Origin of the sequence: Bradyrhizobium sp. S3.3.6 (assembly GCF_040546905.1) — a bacterium.
GTDB classification, from domain to species: Bacteria; Pseudomonadota; Alphaproteobacteria; order Rhizobiales; family Xanthobacteraceae; genus Bradyrhizobium; species Bradyrhizobium cytisi.
In genome coordinates, this window is sequence record NZ_JBEPOT010000006.1 from 79,427 (window position 1) to 97,095 (window position 17,669).

Sequence of the window (17,669 nt, forward strand, 5' to 3'; positions counted from 1 at the left end):
CGGTGCATACTCATCGGAGTTTCGGGTTGAGCGCGTCGCGCAGCCAGTCGCCGAGCAGGTTGATCGACAGGATCAGGGCCGCGAGTGCGATTCCGGGGAATGCGACGATCCACCATTCGCCTGCGAACAGATAGCCGTTGCCGATACGGATCAGCGTGCCGAGCGACGGCATGGTCTCGGGCATGCCCGAGCCGAGGAACGACAGCGTTGCCTCGGTGATGATGGCGAGCGCGAGGTTGATGGTGGCGATCACGAGGATCGGGCCCATCGTGTTTGGCAGCACGTGGCGCAGCATGATCACGGGGGCGGGCAGGCCGATCAGTTGCGCGGCTGCGACATAATCCTTGTTCTTCTCGACCAGCACCGAGCCACGCACCGTGCGCGCGTACTGCACCCAAAAACTCAGCCCGATCGCGAAAACCAGGACCGCCAACATGCTCATCTCGTCGAGCTTGTTGCCAAAGACCGATTTGGCGATGCCGTTGATCAAGAGCGCGATCAGGATGGCCGGAAAAGAAAGCTGCACGTCGGCGATGCGCATGATCAGCCCGTCGACGGCGCCACCGAAATAGCCGGCCGTCAGCCCGAGCATGATGCCGAGCACGCCGGACAAGACCACGCCGAGTACGCCGACGAGAAGCGAGATGCGCAGGCCGTAGAGGATCGCAGACAGCACGTCGCGGCCCTGCTCGTCGGTGCCGAGCAGGAATGGGCTCTGGCCGTCGGCGGTCCAGAGCGGCGAGATGCGCGAATTCATCAGCTGGAGCTGCGCCGGGTCGAACGGATTCTGCACCGACAGCACCGAGGCGAAGATCGCGAGCAGGAAGAACAGCAGCGTCACTGCGGCCGCGATCATGGTGATCCTGGAGCGGCGGAAGGAATAGAACAGGTCGCTGTCGAGCGCGCGCTTGAACCAGCCTGGTGCGGCGGCGGCGCGCTTCTCGGTGCTGTGTGGAACGACGGCCTCGCTCATGTCAGTGCGCCCGGCTGACCGTCGAGCGCAGCCGCGGATCGACGATGGTGTAGAGAATATCAACCACGAGATTGATGGTGACGAAGATCAGGGACACCATCATCAGATAGGCTGCCATGATCGGGATATCGACGTTCTGAACCGCCTGCACGAACAGGAGTCCCATGCCCGGCCATTGGAACACGGTCTCGGTGATGATTGCGAACGCAATGACCGAGCCAAATTGCAGGCCCGCCACGGTGATCACCGGAACCAGCGTGTTGCGCAGCGCGTGGCCGAAATGGATCGCCCGCGTGGTGAGCCCACGGGCGCGGGCGAAGCGGATGTAGTCGGTCCGCAGGACCTCGAGCATCTCTGCGCGGACGAGCCGCATGATCAGCGTCATCTGGAACAGGCCGAGGGTGATCGAGGGCATGATCAGCGCTTTCAGGCCTGACAACGTCAGGAGCCCCGTCGTCCACCAGCCGATATGCACGACATCGCCCCGCCCGAACGAGGGTAGCCAGCCGAGTGTCACCGAAAACAGGTAGATCATGAGAATGCCGATCAGGAAGGTCGGCAGCGAGATGCCGATCAGCGAGACGGCCTGGAATACATGCGTGAGCCAGCTGTCACGACGCAGCGCGGAATAAACGCCCATCAGAATGCCGCTGACCATTGCGAAGATGGTTGCAACGATGGCCAGCTCCAGCGTCGCCGGCATCCGTTCCATCAGCAGGTCGGTGACGGGCAGCCGGAACTGGTAGGACACGCCGAACTTGAATTGCGCGGCATTACCGACATAGCGGCCGAACTGCACGATGACGGGATCGTCGAGGCCGAGCGACTTGCGGATCGCGGCGCGTTCGGCGCCCGACGTATCCATCCCGACCATCTGGTTCACGGGATCGCCGGCAAAGCGGAACATCGAGAACGAGATGATCCCGACGGCGATCATGACACCGATGGCCTGGATGGCCCGGCGCAGTGTGAAAGCGAGCATCTGTTCCTTTCACATCTCTTCAGCAGCACGCATCATTGCGTTAGCCCGAAACAGCAAGTCCCGGAAGCCAGGGCTTCCGGGACTTCACAACTTGTCGACACCTACTCGTCCTGCTTGGTCGCCCAGTAGAGCATGACCATGTTGTCCGCGCGCTGGGTCAGCTTCACTTTCTTCGAGACGCCCCAGGCGAGCGCCTGCTGGTGCAGCGGGACGTAGGCCCAGTCCTTCATCGAGACCTCGAAGGCCTGCTTGATCAGGAGATCGCGCTTGCCCACATCGGGTTCCACGAGGATCTGGTCTGCGAGCTCGTCGAACTGCTTGTTGCAATAGCCGGCGAGATTGGCCTCGCCGCGGTTGGGATCCTTGGGATCGTCCCGGCAGCCCATGATGTCGTGCAGCACGTTATGGGCGTCGAGCGTATCCGGGGTCCAGCCCAGCATGAACAGCGAAGTCTTGTAGCCGCCGGGCTTCAGCACCTTGGCGAAATACAGCGCCTTGGGTTGCGCCAGCAGCTCCACCTTGATGCCGATACGGGCGAGCATTCCGACGACGGCCTGACAGATCGCGGCGTCATTGACGTAGCGATCGTTGGGGCAGTCCATCGTGACTTCGAAACCCTCGGGATAGCCGGCGTCCGCCAGGAGCTTCTTGGAGGCGTCGGGATCGAACTTCGGCCGGGTGAAGTCCTTCGAGAGCGTAAAGATCTCCGGTGCGACCATCAACGCGGAAGGCGTTGAGAGCCCGCGCATGACGCGATTCTTGATCAGGTCGACATCGATCGCCCGGTACACGGCTTCGCGGACGCGAACGTCCTTGAACGGGTTCTTGCCCTTGACGTTGGAGTACAATAGCTCATCGCGCTGCTGATCCATGCCGACGAAGATGGTGCGGAGTTCAGGTCCTGTCAGCACAGTGGCGTTGGGGCTCGCTTTGACGCGCTCGATGTCCTGGACCGGAACCGGTTCGATCACGTCGACCTCGCCCGACAGCAGCGCCGCGACACGCGTGGCCGGGTTTGCGATCGGCGTGAAGATGATCTCCTTCAGATTATGCTCCGGCTTGCGCCACCAGTTCGGATTTGCCTTGAAGACGGTCTTCACGCCCGGCTGATGGCTCTCGATCGTGAAAGGGCCAGTGCCGTTTTCATGAAGCGAGGCATAGCTCGGGGTCGTGGCGGCGGCCGGCGTCGGTGCCACCGCATCGTTCGCCTCTGCCCATTTCTTGTCCATGATGTACCAGGTCGCCCAAAGCGCCGTCAGGATCGGATTGGGCGAGGTCAGGACGAAATCGACGGTATAATCGTCAATCTTGACCGCCTTGGCATCGGCGGGAACGCGGCTCTGGAAATTCGAGCCCTTCGCCCGCACGCGCTCGGCCGAGAATATCACGTCATCGGCGGTGAAGGGGTCGCCATTGTGGAATTTCACGCCCTTGCGCAGATGAAAGCGCCAGCGTGTCGGCTCCGGGGTCTCCCAGCTTTCGGCCAGCGCCGGGACGACTTTCAGGTCCTTGCCGCGGGCGACCAGGCCCTCATAGACGTGGCCGAGATGCGCACTGGTGGTCGACTCATTCAGCGTGTAGGGGTCGAGCGACTTCAGCTCACCCTGGTTGGCGTAACGCAGCGTCTGGCTCGACGCCGGCGAGGCCGCCAACGCAAGCACACCGGCGAGCGTCGCCGCAAACAGACTTCGTCCAACTGACATTCTTGACCCTCTCCACTCGCCCGCGCCGTCATTTTTGATGTTCGGCGGGGTTGATCGATCCATGTTGCCCAGAGTTCTCGACCCGTGCAAGCGCCATTCCAGCAAGGAATGCGCCAAGTTGCACCGCTTTGCAGCAATGCTGACCAACAATTTAGCGGCGAGAAGCGAGTTGGCGACATTGGACTTTCGGCCAGCCGGGTCCCGAGATTGAGGGCGGGGGCGGCCCGCCGGCGCCCATTCGCGCCGACAATCTGATTGACCATATCCGCCGATTGCGGAAGCCGGTTTCCGACCCGACGTCTCAGGTCGCTTGCGTCGCACACCATGTCGCGGCGATACTGTGTGACGCCGCTCGAATCTCATCCGGAGGGGATATGAAAGTTAATATCGAAATCGACTGCACCCCCCTTGAGGCCCGCCAGTTCTTCGGATTGCCGGATGTGTCGCCGATGCAGGTTGCCGTCATGGAAAAGCTGCAGCAGCAGGTCCTGAGTAATATCGACAAGGTCTCGCCGGAATCGCTGATCCAGAGCTGGTTCACCTTCGATCCCAAAATCGCCGAGCGGTTTCAGGACATGTTCGTCACCATGGCCGGTCTCGGCAGCCCGCGCAGCAGCGACAAGAAGAAATAATGCCGACGGCGCGCGACGGGGCGCCAGGCTCAGGCCGGCTTCGTCCGCCGGGCCTCGGCCTGCTGCTCGCGGAGGCGCGCAGCTTGCTCGAATTCAACGCCAGCGTCCTGCTGTCGCCGTTGCTGATGCGCGCGCCCCGGGGCGACGGCCATCCGGTGCTGGCGCTGCCGGGCTTTCTCGCCAGTGATCTCTCGATGGCGCCGATGCGGCGCTATCTCGGCGAGCTCGGCTATGACGCGCACGCCTGGCGGATGGGCCGCAATCTCGGCGGACTGGCGCGGATGCGGGAAGCCCTGCACACTCGCATCACCGAAATCCACGCCGCGAGCGGACGGAAGGTCAGTCTGGTCGGATGGAGCCTCGGCGGCGTCTATGCCCGTGATCTCGCGCTCCAGGCGCCCGAGATGGTCCGCAATGTCATTACGCTCGGCAGCCCCTTTGCCAATGATGTACGGGCCACCAATGCGACGGCGCTCTATGAGGCGTTGTCCGGCGAGCGGGTCGAGGATTTTGCGGAAGCGCGTGAAGCGATCGCCGGCGATCTTCCGGTACCGGCGACGTCGATCTATTCGCGCGCGGACGGCGTCGTGAATTGGCGGACTTGCCTGCTACATCCCTCCGACCGGGCCGAGAATATCGAGGTGCATTTCGCAAGCCACATCGGGCTCGGGGTGAACCCGGCTGCCTTGTGGGCCGTGGCGGATCGCCTGGCGCAACCGGAGGGGGAGTTCTGGCCATTTGACCGGGCTGGTCCGTTTGCCATTGCATATGCCCCGCCGGAGCAGGCAGTATCGGCCTGACGAGAAGCGCCGGCAAAGGCGCCCGTCGAATACGAGCGGAGGGAACTATGGCTGACGGTAAGAAGCTGTCGTCGCTGGACGCGTCGTTTCTTTATCTGGAAACGCCGGAAATGCCGATGCATGTCGGCAGCATGGCGATCTTTCGCCTGCCTGACGATTACAAGGGCGACTTCTTCGAAGACTTCAAGGCGATGATCGTCTCGCGGTTGCATATCGCGCCGATTCTGAAAGCGCGCCTGGAGAAGGCACCGCTCGACATCGATCATCCGACCTGGGTCGAAGACGATCAATTCGACATCGACCGTCACATCTTCCGTGCCAGCCTGCCGGCGCCGCGCGATCGCGCCACGCTCGAGCGCATCGTCGGCTGGATGCATGCCAAGCTCCTGAACCGTGCTCGCCCGCTCTGGGAGTTCTACGTGTTTGAGGGCATGAAGGACAACGAGGTTGGGCTTTATTCCAAGATGCACCATGCCGCCATCGACGGCGGTGCCGGTGCGGCCCTGACCAACATGATCTACGACATCTCGCCGATCCCGCGAAAGGTCGAGCCGCCGACGGGCGGATCGAAGCCGGGACAGGAGCCGCGCGATATCGCGGCGAACCTGCTCGATTCCTATCAGCAGCTCTTCACCCAGCCGCTTGATGCCTCGGCGGCCGCGAAGAATCTTCAACTGCCGCGCACCGGCAAGAGCGACATCGGTTCGATCCTGTTCGACAATGCGATGTACCAGATCGAGAGCGCGGTACGCTTTGCCGGCAATATCCCGACCATGGTCAAGAGCGTTTCCGACGTGCTCGGCAAGATTTCCGATCCGAAGTCGCGCGAGAGCCTCGCCAGCATGGTGTCGCCGCCGACCATGCTCAACAAGTCGATATCGTCCGAGCGCAGCTTTGCCGGCGTGTCGATCTCGTTGTCGCGATCCAAGGCGCTGGCCAAGCAGGCCGGCGGCAAGCTCAACGACGTGGTGCTGGCGCTCGCCTCCGGCGTGGTCCGCCGCTACCTCCTGCAATACGCCACATTGCCGGCGAAATCGCTGACCGCCGCCGTGCCGATCTCGCTGCGTGAGGAGGGCAACACCGAGGCCAACAACCAGGTGTTCGGCATGATCTGCTCGATCGCGACCAACATCGATGATCCCAAGGCGCGGCTTGACGCCATCATCGCGCAGTCGATCAAGTCCAAGGAGATGTCGCATCCGCTGCGCGCCCTGATGCCGCAGGTCTCCAACATCTCGATGCTGGGCGCACCGATCATCGTCCAGATCATGGCATTGCTCTACAGCCGCTCCGACCTGTCGGATGTGCTGCCGCCGGCTGCGAACATCACCGTGTCCAACGTGCCGGGGCCGCGGCAGACGCTCTATGCCGCTGGTGCCGAGCTGTTGCACATCTTCCCGGTGTCGATCTCGACACATGGGCAGGCGCTGAACATCACCGTGCAGAGCTACCGCGACCAGCTCGATTTCGGCTTCATCGTCGGCGCCAACATCATTCCACATGTGCAGGTGATGTGCGACATGCTGCCGGAGGAGTTTGCCGCGCTCGAAGCGGCGTATGCGCCGCCCGCGGCCGACATCAAGGGCGCGGCTGAGTAGGAATGCTGAGATGATTGAGATGCCACCACTCAAGTTCGTGCATACGAACGGAATCCGCATGGGTTATTACGAGGCGGGCCCGGTCACCGATAAGCCCCCGATGGTGCTATGCCACGGCTGGCCAGAGCTCGCCTTCTCCTGGCGCCATCAGATCAAGGCGCTGAGCGAGGCCGGCATCCGCGTGATCGCGCCGGACCAGCGCGGCTATGGCGCGACCGACCGGCCCGAGCCGGTCGAGGACTACGACATCGAGCACCTGACCGGTGACCTCGTCGGGCTGCTCGACCACCTCAATATCGACAAGGCAATCTTTGTCGGCCACGACTGGGGCGGCTTCGTCGTCTGGCAGATGCCGTTGCGGCACATCGACCGGGTTGCTGGGGTGGTCGGCGTCAACACGCCTCATACCAATCGTGCCTGGGCCGATCCGATCGAGCTGCTGCGCGCGTGCTTCGGCGACAAGATGTACATCGTGCAGTTCCAGGATCCAGCGCGTGAACCCGACAGAATCTTTGGTAGCCGCGTCGAGCAGACCTTCGATGCGTTCATGCGCAAGCCGGCGCCGCGTCCGCCCGACGCACCGGCAGAGGAGGTGGTTGCCGGCGTCGGCGCTTCGCCGCGGGTCAATCTGGCGTTTCCGCAGATGATTGCCGGCTATGACGCCAGGCATGATCCGCGCACACCGATCCTGTCGCCGGAAGAGAAGCAAATGTTCGTCGACAACTTTACCAGGACCGGCTTTACCGGCGGCATCAATTGGTACCGCAACATGTCGCGCAACTGGATACGCTCCGAAGCGCTGGATCACACGGTGCGCGTGCCGTCGCTGATGATCATGGCCGAGAACGACGCGGTGTTGCCGCCGTCTTCCGCTGATGGCATGGACAAGCTGATTCCCGATCTGGAAAAATATCTGGTCCGCGACAGCGGCCATTGGACACAGCAGGAGAAGCCGCAAGAGGTCAGCGCCAAGCTGATCGAATGGCGTCGAAGGCGGTTTGGCTAGCTCGTCATTGCGAGCGGGGGAAGCGTAGCGATGTCATCGAAGAACCGTCTGGACCCGATTCCGCAGCCGCCGCCCAAGCCGGTGGTTGGCAACATGCTGTCGCTGGATTCGGCCGCACCCGTGCAGCACCTGACGCGGCTTGCCAAGGAGCTCGGCCCGATCTTCTGGCTCGACATGATGGGGTCGCCGATCGTCGTCGTCTCCGGACACGATCTCGTCGACGAGCTCTCCGATGAAAAACGATTCGACAAGACGGTGCGCGGTGCGCTGCGGCGCGTGCGCGCGGTCGGCGGCGACGGCCTGTTCACCGCCGATACCAAGGAGCCGAACTGGAGCAAGGCGCACAACATCCTGCTCCAACCCTTCGGCAACCGCGCCATGCAGTCCTACCACCCGAGCATGGTCGATATCGCCGAGCAGCTCGTCCACAAATGGGAGCGTCTGAACGCCGACGACGAGATCGACGTCGTCCACGACATGACGGCGCTGACGCTCGACACGATCGGCCTGTGCGGTTTCGAGTACCGTTTCAACTCGTTCTACCGGCGCGACTACCATCCCTTCGTCGAATCGCTGGTGCGCTCACTTGAAACCATCATGATGACGCGCGGCCTGCCGTTCGAGCAGCTCTGGATGCAGAAGCGGCGGAAGACGTTGGGCGAAGACGTTGCCTTCATGAACAAGATGGTCGACGAGATCATCGCCGAGCGCCGCAAGAGTGCCGAAGGAATTGATGACAAGAAGGACATGTTGGCCGCGATGATGACCGGCGTCGATCGCTCGACCGGCGAGCAGCTCGATGACGTCAACATCCGCTACCAGATCAACACTTTCCTGATCGCGGGGCACGAGACCACCAGCGGCCTGCTGTCCTACACGCTTTATGCGTTGCTCAAGCATCCGGACATTCTCAAGAAGACCTATGACGAGGTCGACCGCGTCTTCGGTCCGGACGTCAATGCCAAGCCGACCTACCAGCAGGTGACGCAGCTCTCCTACATCACGCAGATCCTGAAAGAAGCGCTGCGGCTGTGGCCGCCGGCGCCGGCCTATGGGATCTCGCCTCTGAACGACGAGACCATCGGCGGCGGAAAGTACAAGCTCAGGAAAGGCACATTCACCACGATCCTGGTGACGGCGCTGCATCGCGACCCCAGCGTCTGGGGACCCAGTCCCGACGCCTTCGATCCCGAAAATTTCAGCAAGGAAGCCGAGGCCAGGCGGCCGATCAATGCCTGGAAACCGTTCGGCAACGGCCAGCGCGCCTGCATCGGCCGTGGCTTCGCCATGCACGAGGCTGCGCTCGCGCTCGGCATGATCCTCCAGCGCTTCAGATTGATCGATCATCAGCGTTATCAGATGCACTTGAAGGAAACGCTGACGATGAAGCCGGAAGGCTTCAAGATCAAGGTCCGGCCGCGTGCGGATCGTGAGCGCGGTGCTTATGGCGGCCCGGTCGCAGCGGCGGCTTCTGCGCCGAGAGCACCACGTCAGCCGACCACCCGGCTCGGCCACAACACGCCGATGCTGGTTCTTTACGGCTCCAACCTCGGCACGGCCGAGGAGCTTGCGACCCGCATGGCCGATCTCGCCGAGATCAACGGCTTTGCCGTGCGCCTCGGGCCGCTCGACGACTACGTCGGCAAGCTGCCGCAAGCCGGCGGCGTGCTGATTATCTGCGCCTCCTATAACGGGGCGCCGCCTGACAATGCGACGCAGTTCGTCAAATGGCTCGGCGACGACTTGCCAAGAGACGCCTTCGCCAACGTGCGGTACGCCGTGTTCGGCTGTGGCAACAGCGACTGGGCCGCAACCTATCAATCGGTGCCACGGTTCATCGACGAGCAATTGTCGAAGCATGGCGCCCGCGCGGTCTATCCGCGCGGCGAGGGCGACGCGCGCAGCGATCTCGACGGTCAGTTCCAGAAGTGGTTCCCGGCCGCCGCCCAGGTTGCGACCAAGGAATTCGGCATCGACTGGAATTTCACCCGCACCGCGGAGGACGATCCGCTCTACGCGATCGAGCCGGTCGCGGTGACCGCCGTCAACACCATCGTGGCCCAGGGCGGCGCGGTGGCGATGAAGGTGCTGGTCAATGACGAGCTCCAGAACAAGTCCGGCGCCAATCCGTCCGAGCGCTCGACGCGCCATATCGAGGTGCAGCTTCCGTCTAATGTCACCTACCGGGTCGGCGACCATTTGAGCGTAGTTCCACGCAACGATCCGATGTTGGTTGATTCGGTGGCCCGCCGGTTCGGTTTCCTGCCGGCCGACCAGATCAGGCTTCAGGTCGCCGAGGGCCGTCGCGCGCAGTTGCCTGTTGGCGATGCCGTGTCGGTCGGCCGTCTGCTCAGCGAGTTCGTCGAGTTGCAGCAGGTGGCGACCCGCAAGCAGATCCAGATCATGGCTGAGCACACCCGTTGCCCCGTCACCAAGCCGAAATTGCTCGCCTTCGCCGGCGAGGAGGCCGAACCGCTCGAGCGTTATCGCAGCGAGATTTTGGCCAGGCGCAAATCCGTGTTCGACCTGCTGCTCGAATATCCGGCCTGCGAATTGCCGTTCCATGTCTATCTGGAAATGCTCTCGCTGCTGGCGCCGCGCTATTACTCGATCTCGTCCTCGCCGTCGGTCGATCCGACGCGCTGTAGCGTCACGGTCGGCGTGGTCGAAGGGCTGGCCGCCTCTGGGCGCGGCACCTACAAGGGGATTTGCTCGAACTATCTCGCCAACCGCCGCACAGGCGATACGGTCTACGCGACGGTGCGAGAGACCAAGGCCGGCTTCCGGCTCCCGGATGATCCATCCGTGCCGATCATCATGATCGGTCCGGGTACGGGATTGGCTCCGTTCCGCGGCTTCCTCCAGGAGCGCGCCGCGCGTAAAGCCAAGGGGGCCGTCCTTGGCTCAGCGATGCTGTTGTTCGGCTGCCGCCATCCCGACCAGGATTTTCTCTATGCGGATGAATTGAAGACGCTGTCGGCCGGCGGCATCACCGAACTGTTCACCGCGTTCTCGCGCGCGGACGGACCGAAGACCTATGTCCAGCACATGCTTGCCGCGCAGAAGGACAAGGTCTGGCCGCTGATCGAGCAGGGCGCGATCATCTATGTCTGTGGCGACGGCGGCAAGATGGAGCCCGACGTGAAGGCGGCGCTGGTCGCGATCCATCGCGAGAAGAGCGGCAGCGATACGGCCGCCGGTGCGCGCTGGATCGAGGAGATGGGTGCGAAGAGCCGCTATGTGCTGGACGTCTGGGCGGGAGGGTGATTGTTCGTCCGATCGTGCTAAAGCTCTCGCATGATTCCCTGGGAAAAGATCGATACCGCCAAAATCCCCGGCTCCGACGAGGAGCTTCGCCTGATGCGGCGCGGCAAAGAGTTCTCCATTAAGCTCGGCATCAACGAGCTGATGAACAACCGCCTGTCGGGCTCCGAGGTCGCGCTCGCGACGCTCGCGGCGAAGAGAATCGAGACCGTCGCAAAGCCCGTCGTCCTCATCGGTGGCCTCGGCATGGGCTTTACGTTGCGCGCGGCGCTCACCGTGCTCGGAGCTAAGGCGAAGATCGTGGTCTCCGAGCTGGTGCCTGCGGTCGTCGCCTGGGCGCGAGGCCCAATGTCAGAGGTCTTCGGCGACAGTCTCGATGATGCCAGGGTGAGCATCCGGGAGACCGATGTTGGCGAAATCATCCGGGCGAAGAGCTCGGCTTTCGACGCCATTCTCCTCGATGTCGACAACGGGCCGGAAGGGCTGACGAGAAAGGGCAATGACGCGCTCTACAGCGCAAGCGGGCTGAAGGCGGCGAAGGCGGCATTGCGGCCGGGCGGCGTGCTCGGTGTCTGGTCGTCGGGACCCAATCCTGCATTCACCAAGCGTCTCGGCAGCGCCGGTTTCGACGTCAATGAGGTCAGTGTGCGCGCCACCGGCAGGGGTGGCGGCGCGCGCCACGTGATCTGGATCGCGAAGAAGAGCTAGAACATCGTGTTGTTGTTCGCCGGATTCTCCGGGATCGGCTGCACCACGTCCCAATGCTCGACGATCTTGCCGTTATCGAGCTTGAAGATGTCGACGATCGCGTTGCCTTTGGTGCCGGGTTCGCGAACCGCGTGAACGTGGAGAATGACGTAGTCACCATCAACGAAAGAACGCTTGATCTCGCTGTGCGAGTTCGGGAACTTCTCACGCAGGAAGCCGATGAACTTTCGGAAGCCCTCCGGACCATCGGCAGCGTTCGGATTGTGTTGGGTGTATCGGTCGCCGACATAGGTTAGGGCCGCGTCGACATCCTTCTGATTGAGACCTTTCTCGTAGAAGGCCAGCACCGCTTTGCGATTGGCTTCTTCTTGTGCGCTGCCAGCCATCGCGGCGCCGTTGGCGAGGGACAGCACGAGAATTGAAGCGGCGAGCATTGCGACCGGCCGGACGATGAGATGCATGTGAGCTCCGAGAGGCCGCAGCCCCGGTCTTGCGATTGAGGAAGGCCTCTATAGCTTTCGCGCCGGCACTCGTTAAGAGAGTAACCGGCAGCTCACATGGTCACCGCCAGGAGACCGAGGGCGTCGGTCTACGCCGCCTGCACTGCTGCGCCATGGGCGTGCATGTCGATGGCGCCGATGATCTCAGGCCAGAACCTCATCGGAAGAGCGTGGCCCATGCCTTCGATCATCAGCAGCTTTGCACCCGGAATTGACTCTGCCGTGTCCTTGCCGCCTTCGGGACGGACCAGCGGATCGACCGTGCCGTGAATCACGAGCGTCGGCGTCTTGACGCCATTCAGCCGCTCCTTGCGGCTGCCGGAGGCGAGCACGGCGCGGAGTTGCCGGCCGACGCCGGCCGGATTGAGCCCGCGGGAGAAGACGCGTTCGGCGCGGCCGGGGTCGAGCGCTTCTTCTTCCGGAAAGGAACCGGCGCGCAAGACCTTCCAGGTCTGGCCGTAGCGGGTGATGAACTCCTCCTTACTGCGCGGCGGCGGTGCCATCAGCATGGCAGCGGCCTCCCGCGTCGGCGGCGGAACGCGCGGATTGCCTGTCGTCGACATGATCGAGGTCAGTGAGCGCACGCGCTGCGGAAACGACAGCGTCACCTCCTGCGCGATCATGCCGCCCATGGACGCCCCGACCAGATGCGCCGACTTGATGCCGAGCGTGTCCATCAGGCCGACCGTGTCTTTGGCCATGTCGATCAGCTTGTAGGTTGCGGCCACGGGAATCCTGAGGAAGCGAAGCTTTAGCAGCTCAAGCGGCGTTAGCCGCTTGCCGCCGGCGAGATGGCTCGACTTGCCGATGTCGCGGTTGTCGAAGCGGATCACGCGAAAGCCGCGCGCGGCGAGCTGCTCGCAGAACACATCGTCCCAATGGATCATCTGCGCCCCGAGCCCCATGATCAGCAGCAGCGGCTCGGCATTGTCGTTGCCGAAAATCTCGTAGCAGATGTCGATGCCGTTGGCGCGGAGGGTCTGAGGCGGCTGATGGGCGTTCACAGGCGTGTTCCCTTGGCTTTTGATCAATGCTGTATCGCACGGTTTCCCGCGGCAAAGAAGCCGTGTGCGCGGCACCCGCCGCTTGCCGGTTGACCGGCCCCGCGCAACGGTGTGGTATGGCGGGAAAAGAAGGGCACAAGCCCTCCAAATTGGGAGGACGCTGATGACCGACAAGATCACCGACCCAGTCGCCTTGTGGCAGAAGATGGTCGGCGACATGGAGAAGGGGTTCAACTCCTTCGCCACCAAGGCGATGGAGACGCCTGAATTCTCGCAAGCCATGAATCGCGCCGGCGGCGCTGCTGCGGGTGCTCAGAAGCAGTTCGGCGATCTCATGGAGAAGTACCTGCTCTCCATGAACCTGCCGAGCCGCGAGCAGATGACCGGCATCGCCGAACGGCTGCAAGCCATCGAAGGCCAGATTGGCGAGATCAAGTCGATGCTGAGCCAGATGTCGGCCAATTCGAGCGATGCGCAGATGTGCGTCGCGCCGCGGCCGCCACGCACCAAACGCCCGCCCTCCGAAGGCGGAGAGCAAAGATGAACGCGCCGACGGGACTTGATTTCGCTGCGATCCCGGAGCGCATCCAGTCCGAAGTGCAGCGCGCGATCCAGCGCAGCATCAAGGGCGTCGAATATTTCTCGAGCTCCGGTCCCACGCTCGGATCGACTCCGAAGGACGTGCTGCACTCGCGCGGTACGATGAGCCTCTACCACTACCGGCCGATGTCGGACGAGATCTACCGCGTGCCGGTGCTGGTCGTCATGGCGACGACCAATCGCGGCTACATCCTCGATCTCGTGCCGGGCCAGAGTTTTATCGAGTTCCTGCTCAAGCGCGGCTACGACGTCTACATGCTCGACTGGAGCGCGCCGCGGCCGGAGGAAAAGAGCCTGAGGATGGAGGACTATGTCCTCGATTTCATCCCGGATTGCGTCCGTCGCGTGCAGGCCGATTCCGGCGAGCAGGATGTCTCCGTCATCGGCTATTGCTTCGGCGGGGTCTTGTCGCTGCTTTATGGCTCGATCTTCCCGGACGGGCCGATGAAGAATCTGATCTGCTTCACCACGCCGATCGACTTCCGCGAGATGAAGCTGTTCTCCAATTTCTCCGACCGACGTTATTTCGACGTCGACCGCCTGGTCGACAGCGTCGGCAATGTGCCACCCGAGATGATCCTGTCGTCGTTCGAGATGCTGCGTCCGGCCTCGCGCACGGTGAGCCAGATCCAGCTCTGGGAGAACATCTGGAACGACGAGTTCGTCAAGTCCTACCGGATGTTCGATCGCTGGGCGACCGACACGCTGCCGCTGGCGGGCGAGTATTTCCGCACCATCACCAAGGACCTGATGTGGGACAACAAGCTCTACAACGACACCATGTCGGTCGGCGGGCGGCCAGCGAAGCTCGAGAATATCAAGGTGCCATTCCTGCACGCAGTCGCCGAGCACGATCACATCGTGCCGTATGAGGCCGCAAAACATCTGATCGCCAAGATCGGATCCGACGACAAGGAAGAGGTGATGCTGAAGGGCGGTCACGTCTCGCTGGTCGCCGGCGCCAATGCGGTCAAGCGGCTGTGGCCGAAACTGGATTCCTGGCTGGGAAAGAGATCGACATGAGTGAGCAGCGTGCCTATCCGCGTCATGTCAAGACCGACGCGGGCGATATTGAGGTCCGCCTGATGTCGCCTACGGACGAAGGCGCTGTGCTCGCTTTCGGCAAGGGCTTGCCGACGCATGACCTGCTGTTCCTGCCGCGCAACATCAGCGAACCGAAGGTGCTGTCCGCCTGGGTCAAGGAGATCGAGCGTGGCGCGATTCAGAGCCTTCTCGCGGTGAAAGACGGCAAGGTCATAGGTTGCGGCACGCTGGTGCGCGATCCGCACTCCTGGTCGCCCCATGTCGGCGAGATCCGCATGGTGGTTTCGCCCGAGGTCCGCGGGAAGGGGGTGGGGAAGGCGCTGTCGCAGGAGACCTTTGCGCTCGCGCTAGGGGCCGGGCTGGAAAAGCTCTCGGTCCAGATGACGGTCGACCAGCAGGCGGCGATCGCGCTGTTCGAGAGCCTCGGCTTCAAGGCCGAGGCGCTGCTCCGCGACCATGTCCGGGATGTCGGCGGCAAGACCCACGACATCGTCGTGCTTGGCCACAACATTGCGCAGGTCCAGGCCCAGATGGAAGCCTACGGGCTGACGGGCGCCGTCCAGCACTAGGAGCGCCGTCCAGCACTGAGACGCCATTGGGCAACCCAAAAGCTGGAAATCAACCCCATGCACAGTAGGCGGCGGGCCAGGAAGGCGGCAGATTGCCTGCTCTTTCGGCGGTTCACGGTTTCGTGATATCGCAGTGCAATACGAATGTTGCATCGCACCATTAACTCTGCCATATAAGCCGTGCCCCGGGCCACAACCGGACGGGGTGAGCCCATAGCTCAACTCAATGAGGATGGAGAGACCCCAATGACGACCGAGACCAACACTGCTTTCGAAGGCTTCAAGGACGCGTTCAAGAACATCCAGAACCTGGAAGTTCCCGAGGCCGCCCGCGAGTTCGTCAAGAAGACTGCCAACACCGCCAAGGATCGTGCTGCCGAAGTGTTCGCTGGCTCCGAGCGCGTGACCGCCGCCGTCGAGAACGCGGTGACCGAGTCCGTCACTGAGGCCGGCAAGATCAGCCGCAACATCCAGCAGGCGATCTATGAGGACGCCGAGGCGTTCTTCTCGGGCATCGACAAGCTCGCGTCCGCCAAGTCGTTCAGCGAAGCCGTCGAGATCCAGTCGAGCCTGCTCCGCGCTCGCGGCGAAGCCTTCGTCTCGCGCGCCAAGGCGACCACCGACTATCTCGGCAACCTCGCCGCCAACGGTGCGAAGTCCGCTCAGGACAACTTTGCCAAGGTCTACACCAAGACCGCCTGATTGGCGCCTGAGACGAGAAACTGAATTTGAGGCCCGCTTCGGCGGGCCTTTGTTTTTTGCGCTGCCGTCATTGCGAGCGAAGCAATCCGGAGTCTTTCCGCGGAGGCAGACTGGATTGCTTCGCTTCGCTCGCAATGACGGGTAGGGTGATGCAGTGATGACTTCACCCGCCACCTTTTCCTTCGACACTCCGGGCGATGCCGAACGCGCGGCCGAGCTGCGCCGCGTCAAGGCGCTGGCGACCCTGGTGCTGGCCTCGACGCTTCTGCTGTTCGTTGTCGCGAAATGGCTGCTGCCCGTGCATCCCGTGTTCGGCTTCATCGCGGCCTTCGCGGAAGCTGCGACCATCGGCGGGCTCGCCGATTGGTACGCTGTGGTCGCGCTGTTCAAGCGGCCGCTCGGCCTGCCGATCCCGCACACCGCGATCATCCAGAGCAACCAGGCCCGCATCGCCGACAAGCTCGGCGAATTCATCCAGGTGCATTTCCTCGAGGCAGGTCCCGTCGAGGCCAAGCTGCAGGAGATCGATTTCGGCTCCTTCGTCGCTGACTGGCTGCGCGACCGCAAGCGCAGCAATGACCTTGCGCGCTTCGCGCTGCGGCTGCTGCCGGAGGCGGTCTCAACAACCGAAAGCTCGGGCCTGATGACCTTCATCATCCGCCGCATGTCCTCCCAGCTCCAGGCGATCGACCTTGCGCCGCTCGCTGCCGGAACGCTGCGCGGCTTCGTCGCGGAGGGGCGGCACCAGATCCTGTTCGACGATCTCCTCCGCGTGATGCACGAGACGCTGAACCAGAAAGAGACGATGGCGATGATCCGCGAGAAGGTGCGCGCGGAATTGCCGACCTTGCTCAGGCTCTATCGCGCCGACAAGTTTCTGGTGAACAAGATCGTGGCGTCCGCCACTGCCTTCTTCAATGAGGTGCGCAGCGATCCCAAGCATCCGTTCCGCGGCGAGTTCGACCGCATGGTGCTGAGCTTCGTTGACCGGCTCGGCACCGATCAGGCCTATATCGATCGTATCGACGGCTTGAAGCGCGATCTGTTGGCGCGGCCCGAGCTTGCCGATCTCGCCCGCACCGTCTGGGCTAACACGCGATCCTTCATCGAGCGCAGTGCGTCCGGCGAGACGCAGGTGCTGCAGCATCATCTCGCCGGAATGTTCGTTTCGGCGGGCGATGCGCTCGCCGGCGACGCCGAGTTGCGTGGCGAGATCAACAAGGGGCTGGTGACGGTGCTGCGCAGCTTCGTCGCTGACCAGAAGAGCGGCGTCTCGACCTTCATCTCAGATCAGGTGAAATCATGGAATATGGCGCAGCTGATTTCGCTGATCGAGATCAACATCGGCCGCGACCTGCAATACATCCGCTTTAACGGCTCGCTGATCGGCGGGCTCGCAGGTCTCGTCCTCTACTCCGTAGAATTCCTGCTCCGATGGTTGTGACTTTTGCGTCACGGCCCTTAGCATTAACGCCTGAGCCTATTGTGGCGCAGTGCTGCACCGGCTTGAATGTCGGGAACCGGCCGCCTAGCTGATTCATGTTGCGCTGCGGAACGTTCAAGAAGCCGGCGTATAGGAATTCA

General features: G+C 62.8%; 16 protein-coding genes. 11 read left to right on the forward strand and 5 right to left on the reverse strand.

Translation table 11 applies throughout. From position 1 onward, the window contains the following. Positions 1–10: 10 nt before the first annotated feature. From ABID59_RS18980 to ABID59_RS18990, 3 genes are all read right to left on the reverse strand, one after another. Complete coding sequence (locus ABID59_RS18980) at positions 11–973, reverse strand: ABC transporter permease (RefSeq protein ID WP_148748939.1); 963 nt, start codon at positions 971–973, stop codon at positions 11–13. Between the two features lies 1 nt (position 974). Then, entirely contained in the window at positions 975–1,955 is a 981-nt protein-coding gene (locus ABID59_RS18985) for an ABC transporter permease (protein ID WP_354084361.1), read from the reverse strand. 101 nt (positions 1,956–2,056) lie between these two features. Beyond that, positions 2,057–3,658, reverse strand: a complete 1,602-nt coding sequence (locus ABID59_RS18990) for an ABC transporter substrate-binding protein (protein WP_354084362.1) — start codon at positions 3,656–3,658, stop codon at positions 2,057–2,059. A gap of 374 nt (positions 3,659–4,032) precedes the next feature. On the opposite strand from ABID59_RS18990, the gene ABID59_RS18995 reads away from it, so the two are divergent. Genes ABID59_RS18995 through ABID59_RS19020 form a run of 6 tightly spaced genes read left to right on the forward strand, consistent with a single transcriptional unit; the run spans position 4,033 to position 11,666 of the window. Next, positions 4,033–4,290: a DUF6489 family protein gene (locus ABID59_RS18995; protein WP_354031748.1), complete on the forward strand. Its 258-nt coding sequence runs from the start codon at positions 4,033–4,035 to the stop codon at positions 4,288–4,290. Continuing rightward, entirely contained in the window at positions 4,290–5,090 is an 801-nt protein-coding gene (locus ABID59_RS19000) for an esterase/lipase family protein (protein WP_354084363.1), read from the forward strand. Before ABID59_RS18995 ends, ABID59_RS19000 begins: the two co-directional genes overlap by 1 nt. Before the next feature lie 47 nt (positions 5,091–5,137). Then, on the forward strand, positions 5,138–6,688 hold the full coding sequence (locus ABID59_RS19005; protein WP_354084364.1) for a wax ester/triacylglycerol synthase family O-acyltransferase: 1,551 nt from the start codon (positions 5,138–5,140) through the stop codon (positions 6,686–6,688). A 10-nt stretch (positions 6,689–6,698) separates the two neighbouring features. Beyond that, positions 6,699–7,694: an alpha/beta fold hydrolase gene (locus tag ABID59_RS19010; protein WP_354084365.1), complete on the forward strand. Its 996-nt coding sequence runs from the start codon at positions 6,699–6,701 to the stop codon at positions 7,692–7,694. Between the two features lie 30 nt (positions 7,695–7,724). Further along, on the forward strand, positions 7,725–10,961 hold the full coding sequence (locus tag ABID59_RS19015; RefSeq protein WP_354084366.1) for a bifunctional cytochrome P450/NADPH--P450 reductase: 3,237 nt from the start codon (positions 7,725–7,727) through the stop codon (positions 10,959–10,961). Positions 10,962–10,991: 30 nt separating this feature from the next. After that, positions 10,992–11,666, forward strand: a complete 675-nt coding sequence (locus tag ABID59_RS19020; RefSeq protein WP_148748931.1) for a spermidine synthase — start codon at positions 10,992–10,994, stop codon at positions 11,664–11,666. On the opposite strand, the gene ABID59_RS19025 is transcribed toward ABID59_RS19020, so the two are convergent. Both ABID59_RS19025 and ABID59_RS19030 read right to left on the reverse strand, forming a co-directional pair. Beyond that, the gene (locus ABID59_RS19025; protein WP_148748930.1) at positions 11,663–12,127 is read right to left on the reverse strand and encodes a nuclear transport factor 2 family protein; all 465 of its coding nucleotides are present in this window, start codon (positions 12,125–12,127) and stop codon (positions 11,663–11,665) included. The genes ABID59_RS19020 and ABID59_RS19025 overlap by 4 nt on opposite strands. 128 nt (positions 12,128–12,255) lie before the next feature. Beyond that, on the reverse strand, positions 12,256–13,170 hold the full coding sequence (locus tag ABID59_RS19030) for an alpha/beta fold hydrolase (RefSeq protein WP_354084367.1): 915 nt from the start codon (positions 13,168–13,170) through the stop codon (positions 12,256–12,258). 163 nt (positions 13,171–13,333) lie between these two features. On the opposite strand from ABID59_RS19030, the gene ABID59_RS19035 reads away from it, so the two are divergent. The 5 genes from ABID59_RS19035 (at position 13,334) to ABID59_RS19055 (ending at position 17,529) form a co-directional block, all read left to right on the forward strand. Next, on the forward strand, positions 13,334–13,714 hold the full coding sequence (locus ABID59_RS19035; RefSeq protein WP_354084368.1) for a hypothetical protein: 381 nt from the start codon (positions 13,334–13,336) through the stop codon (positions 13,712–13,714). Next, entirely contained in the window at positions 13,711–14,793 is a 1,083-nt protein-coding gene (locus tag ABID59_RS19040) for a PHA/PHB synthase family protein (protein ID WP_354031755.1), read from the forward strand. The genes ABID59_RS19035 and ABID59_RS19040 overlap by 4 nt, the downstream gene beginning before the upstream one ends. After that, on the forward strand, positions 14,790–15,383 hold the full coding sequence (locus tag ABID59_RS19045) for a GNAT family N-acetyltransferase (protein ID WP_354084369.1): 594 nt from the start codon (positions 14,790–14,792) through the stop codon (positions 15,381–15,383). Before ABID59_RS19040 ends, ABID59_RS19045 begins: the two co-directional genes overlap by 4 nt. Before the next feature lie 246 nt (positions 15,384–15,629). Beyond that, positions 15,630–16,085, forward strand: a complete 456-nt coding sequence (locus tag ABID59_RS19050) for a phasin (RefSeq protein WP_148748925.1) — start codon at positions 15,630–15,632, stop codon at positions 16,083–16,085. A gap of 157 nt (positions 16,086–16,242) precedes the next feature. Continuing rightward, positions 16,243–17,529, forward strand: a complete 1,287-nt coding sequence (locus ABID59_RS19055; protein ID WP_148748924.1) for a DUF445 domain-containing protein — start codon at positions 16,243–16,245, stop codon at positions 17,527–17,529. Positions 17,530–17,669 lie beyond the last annotated feature (140 nt).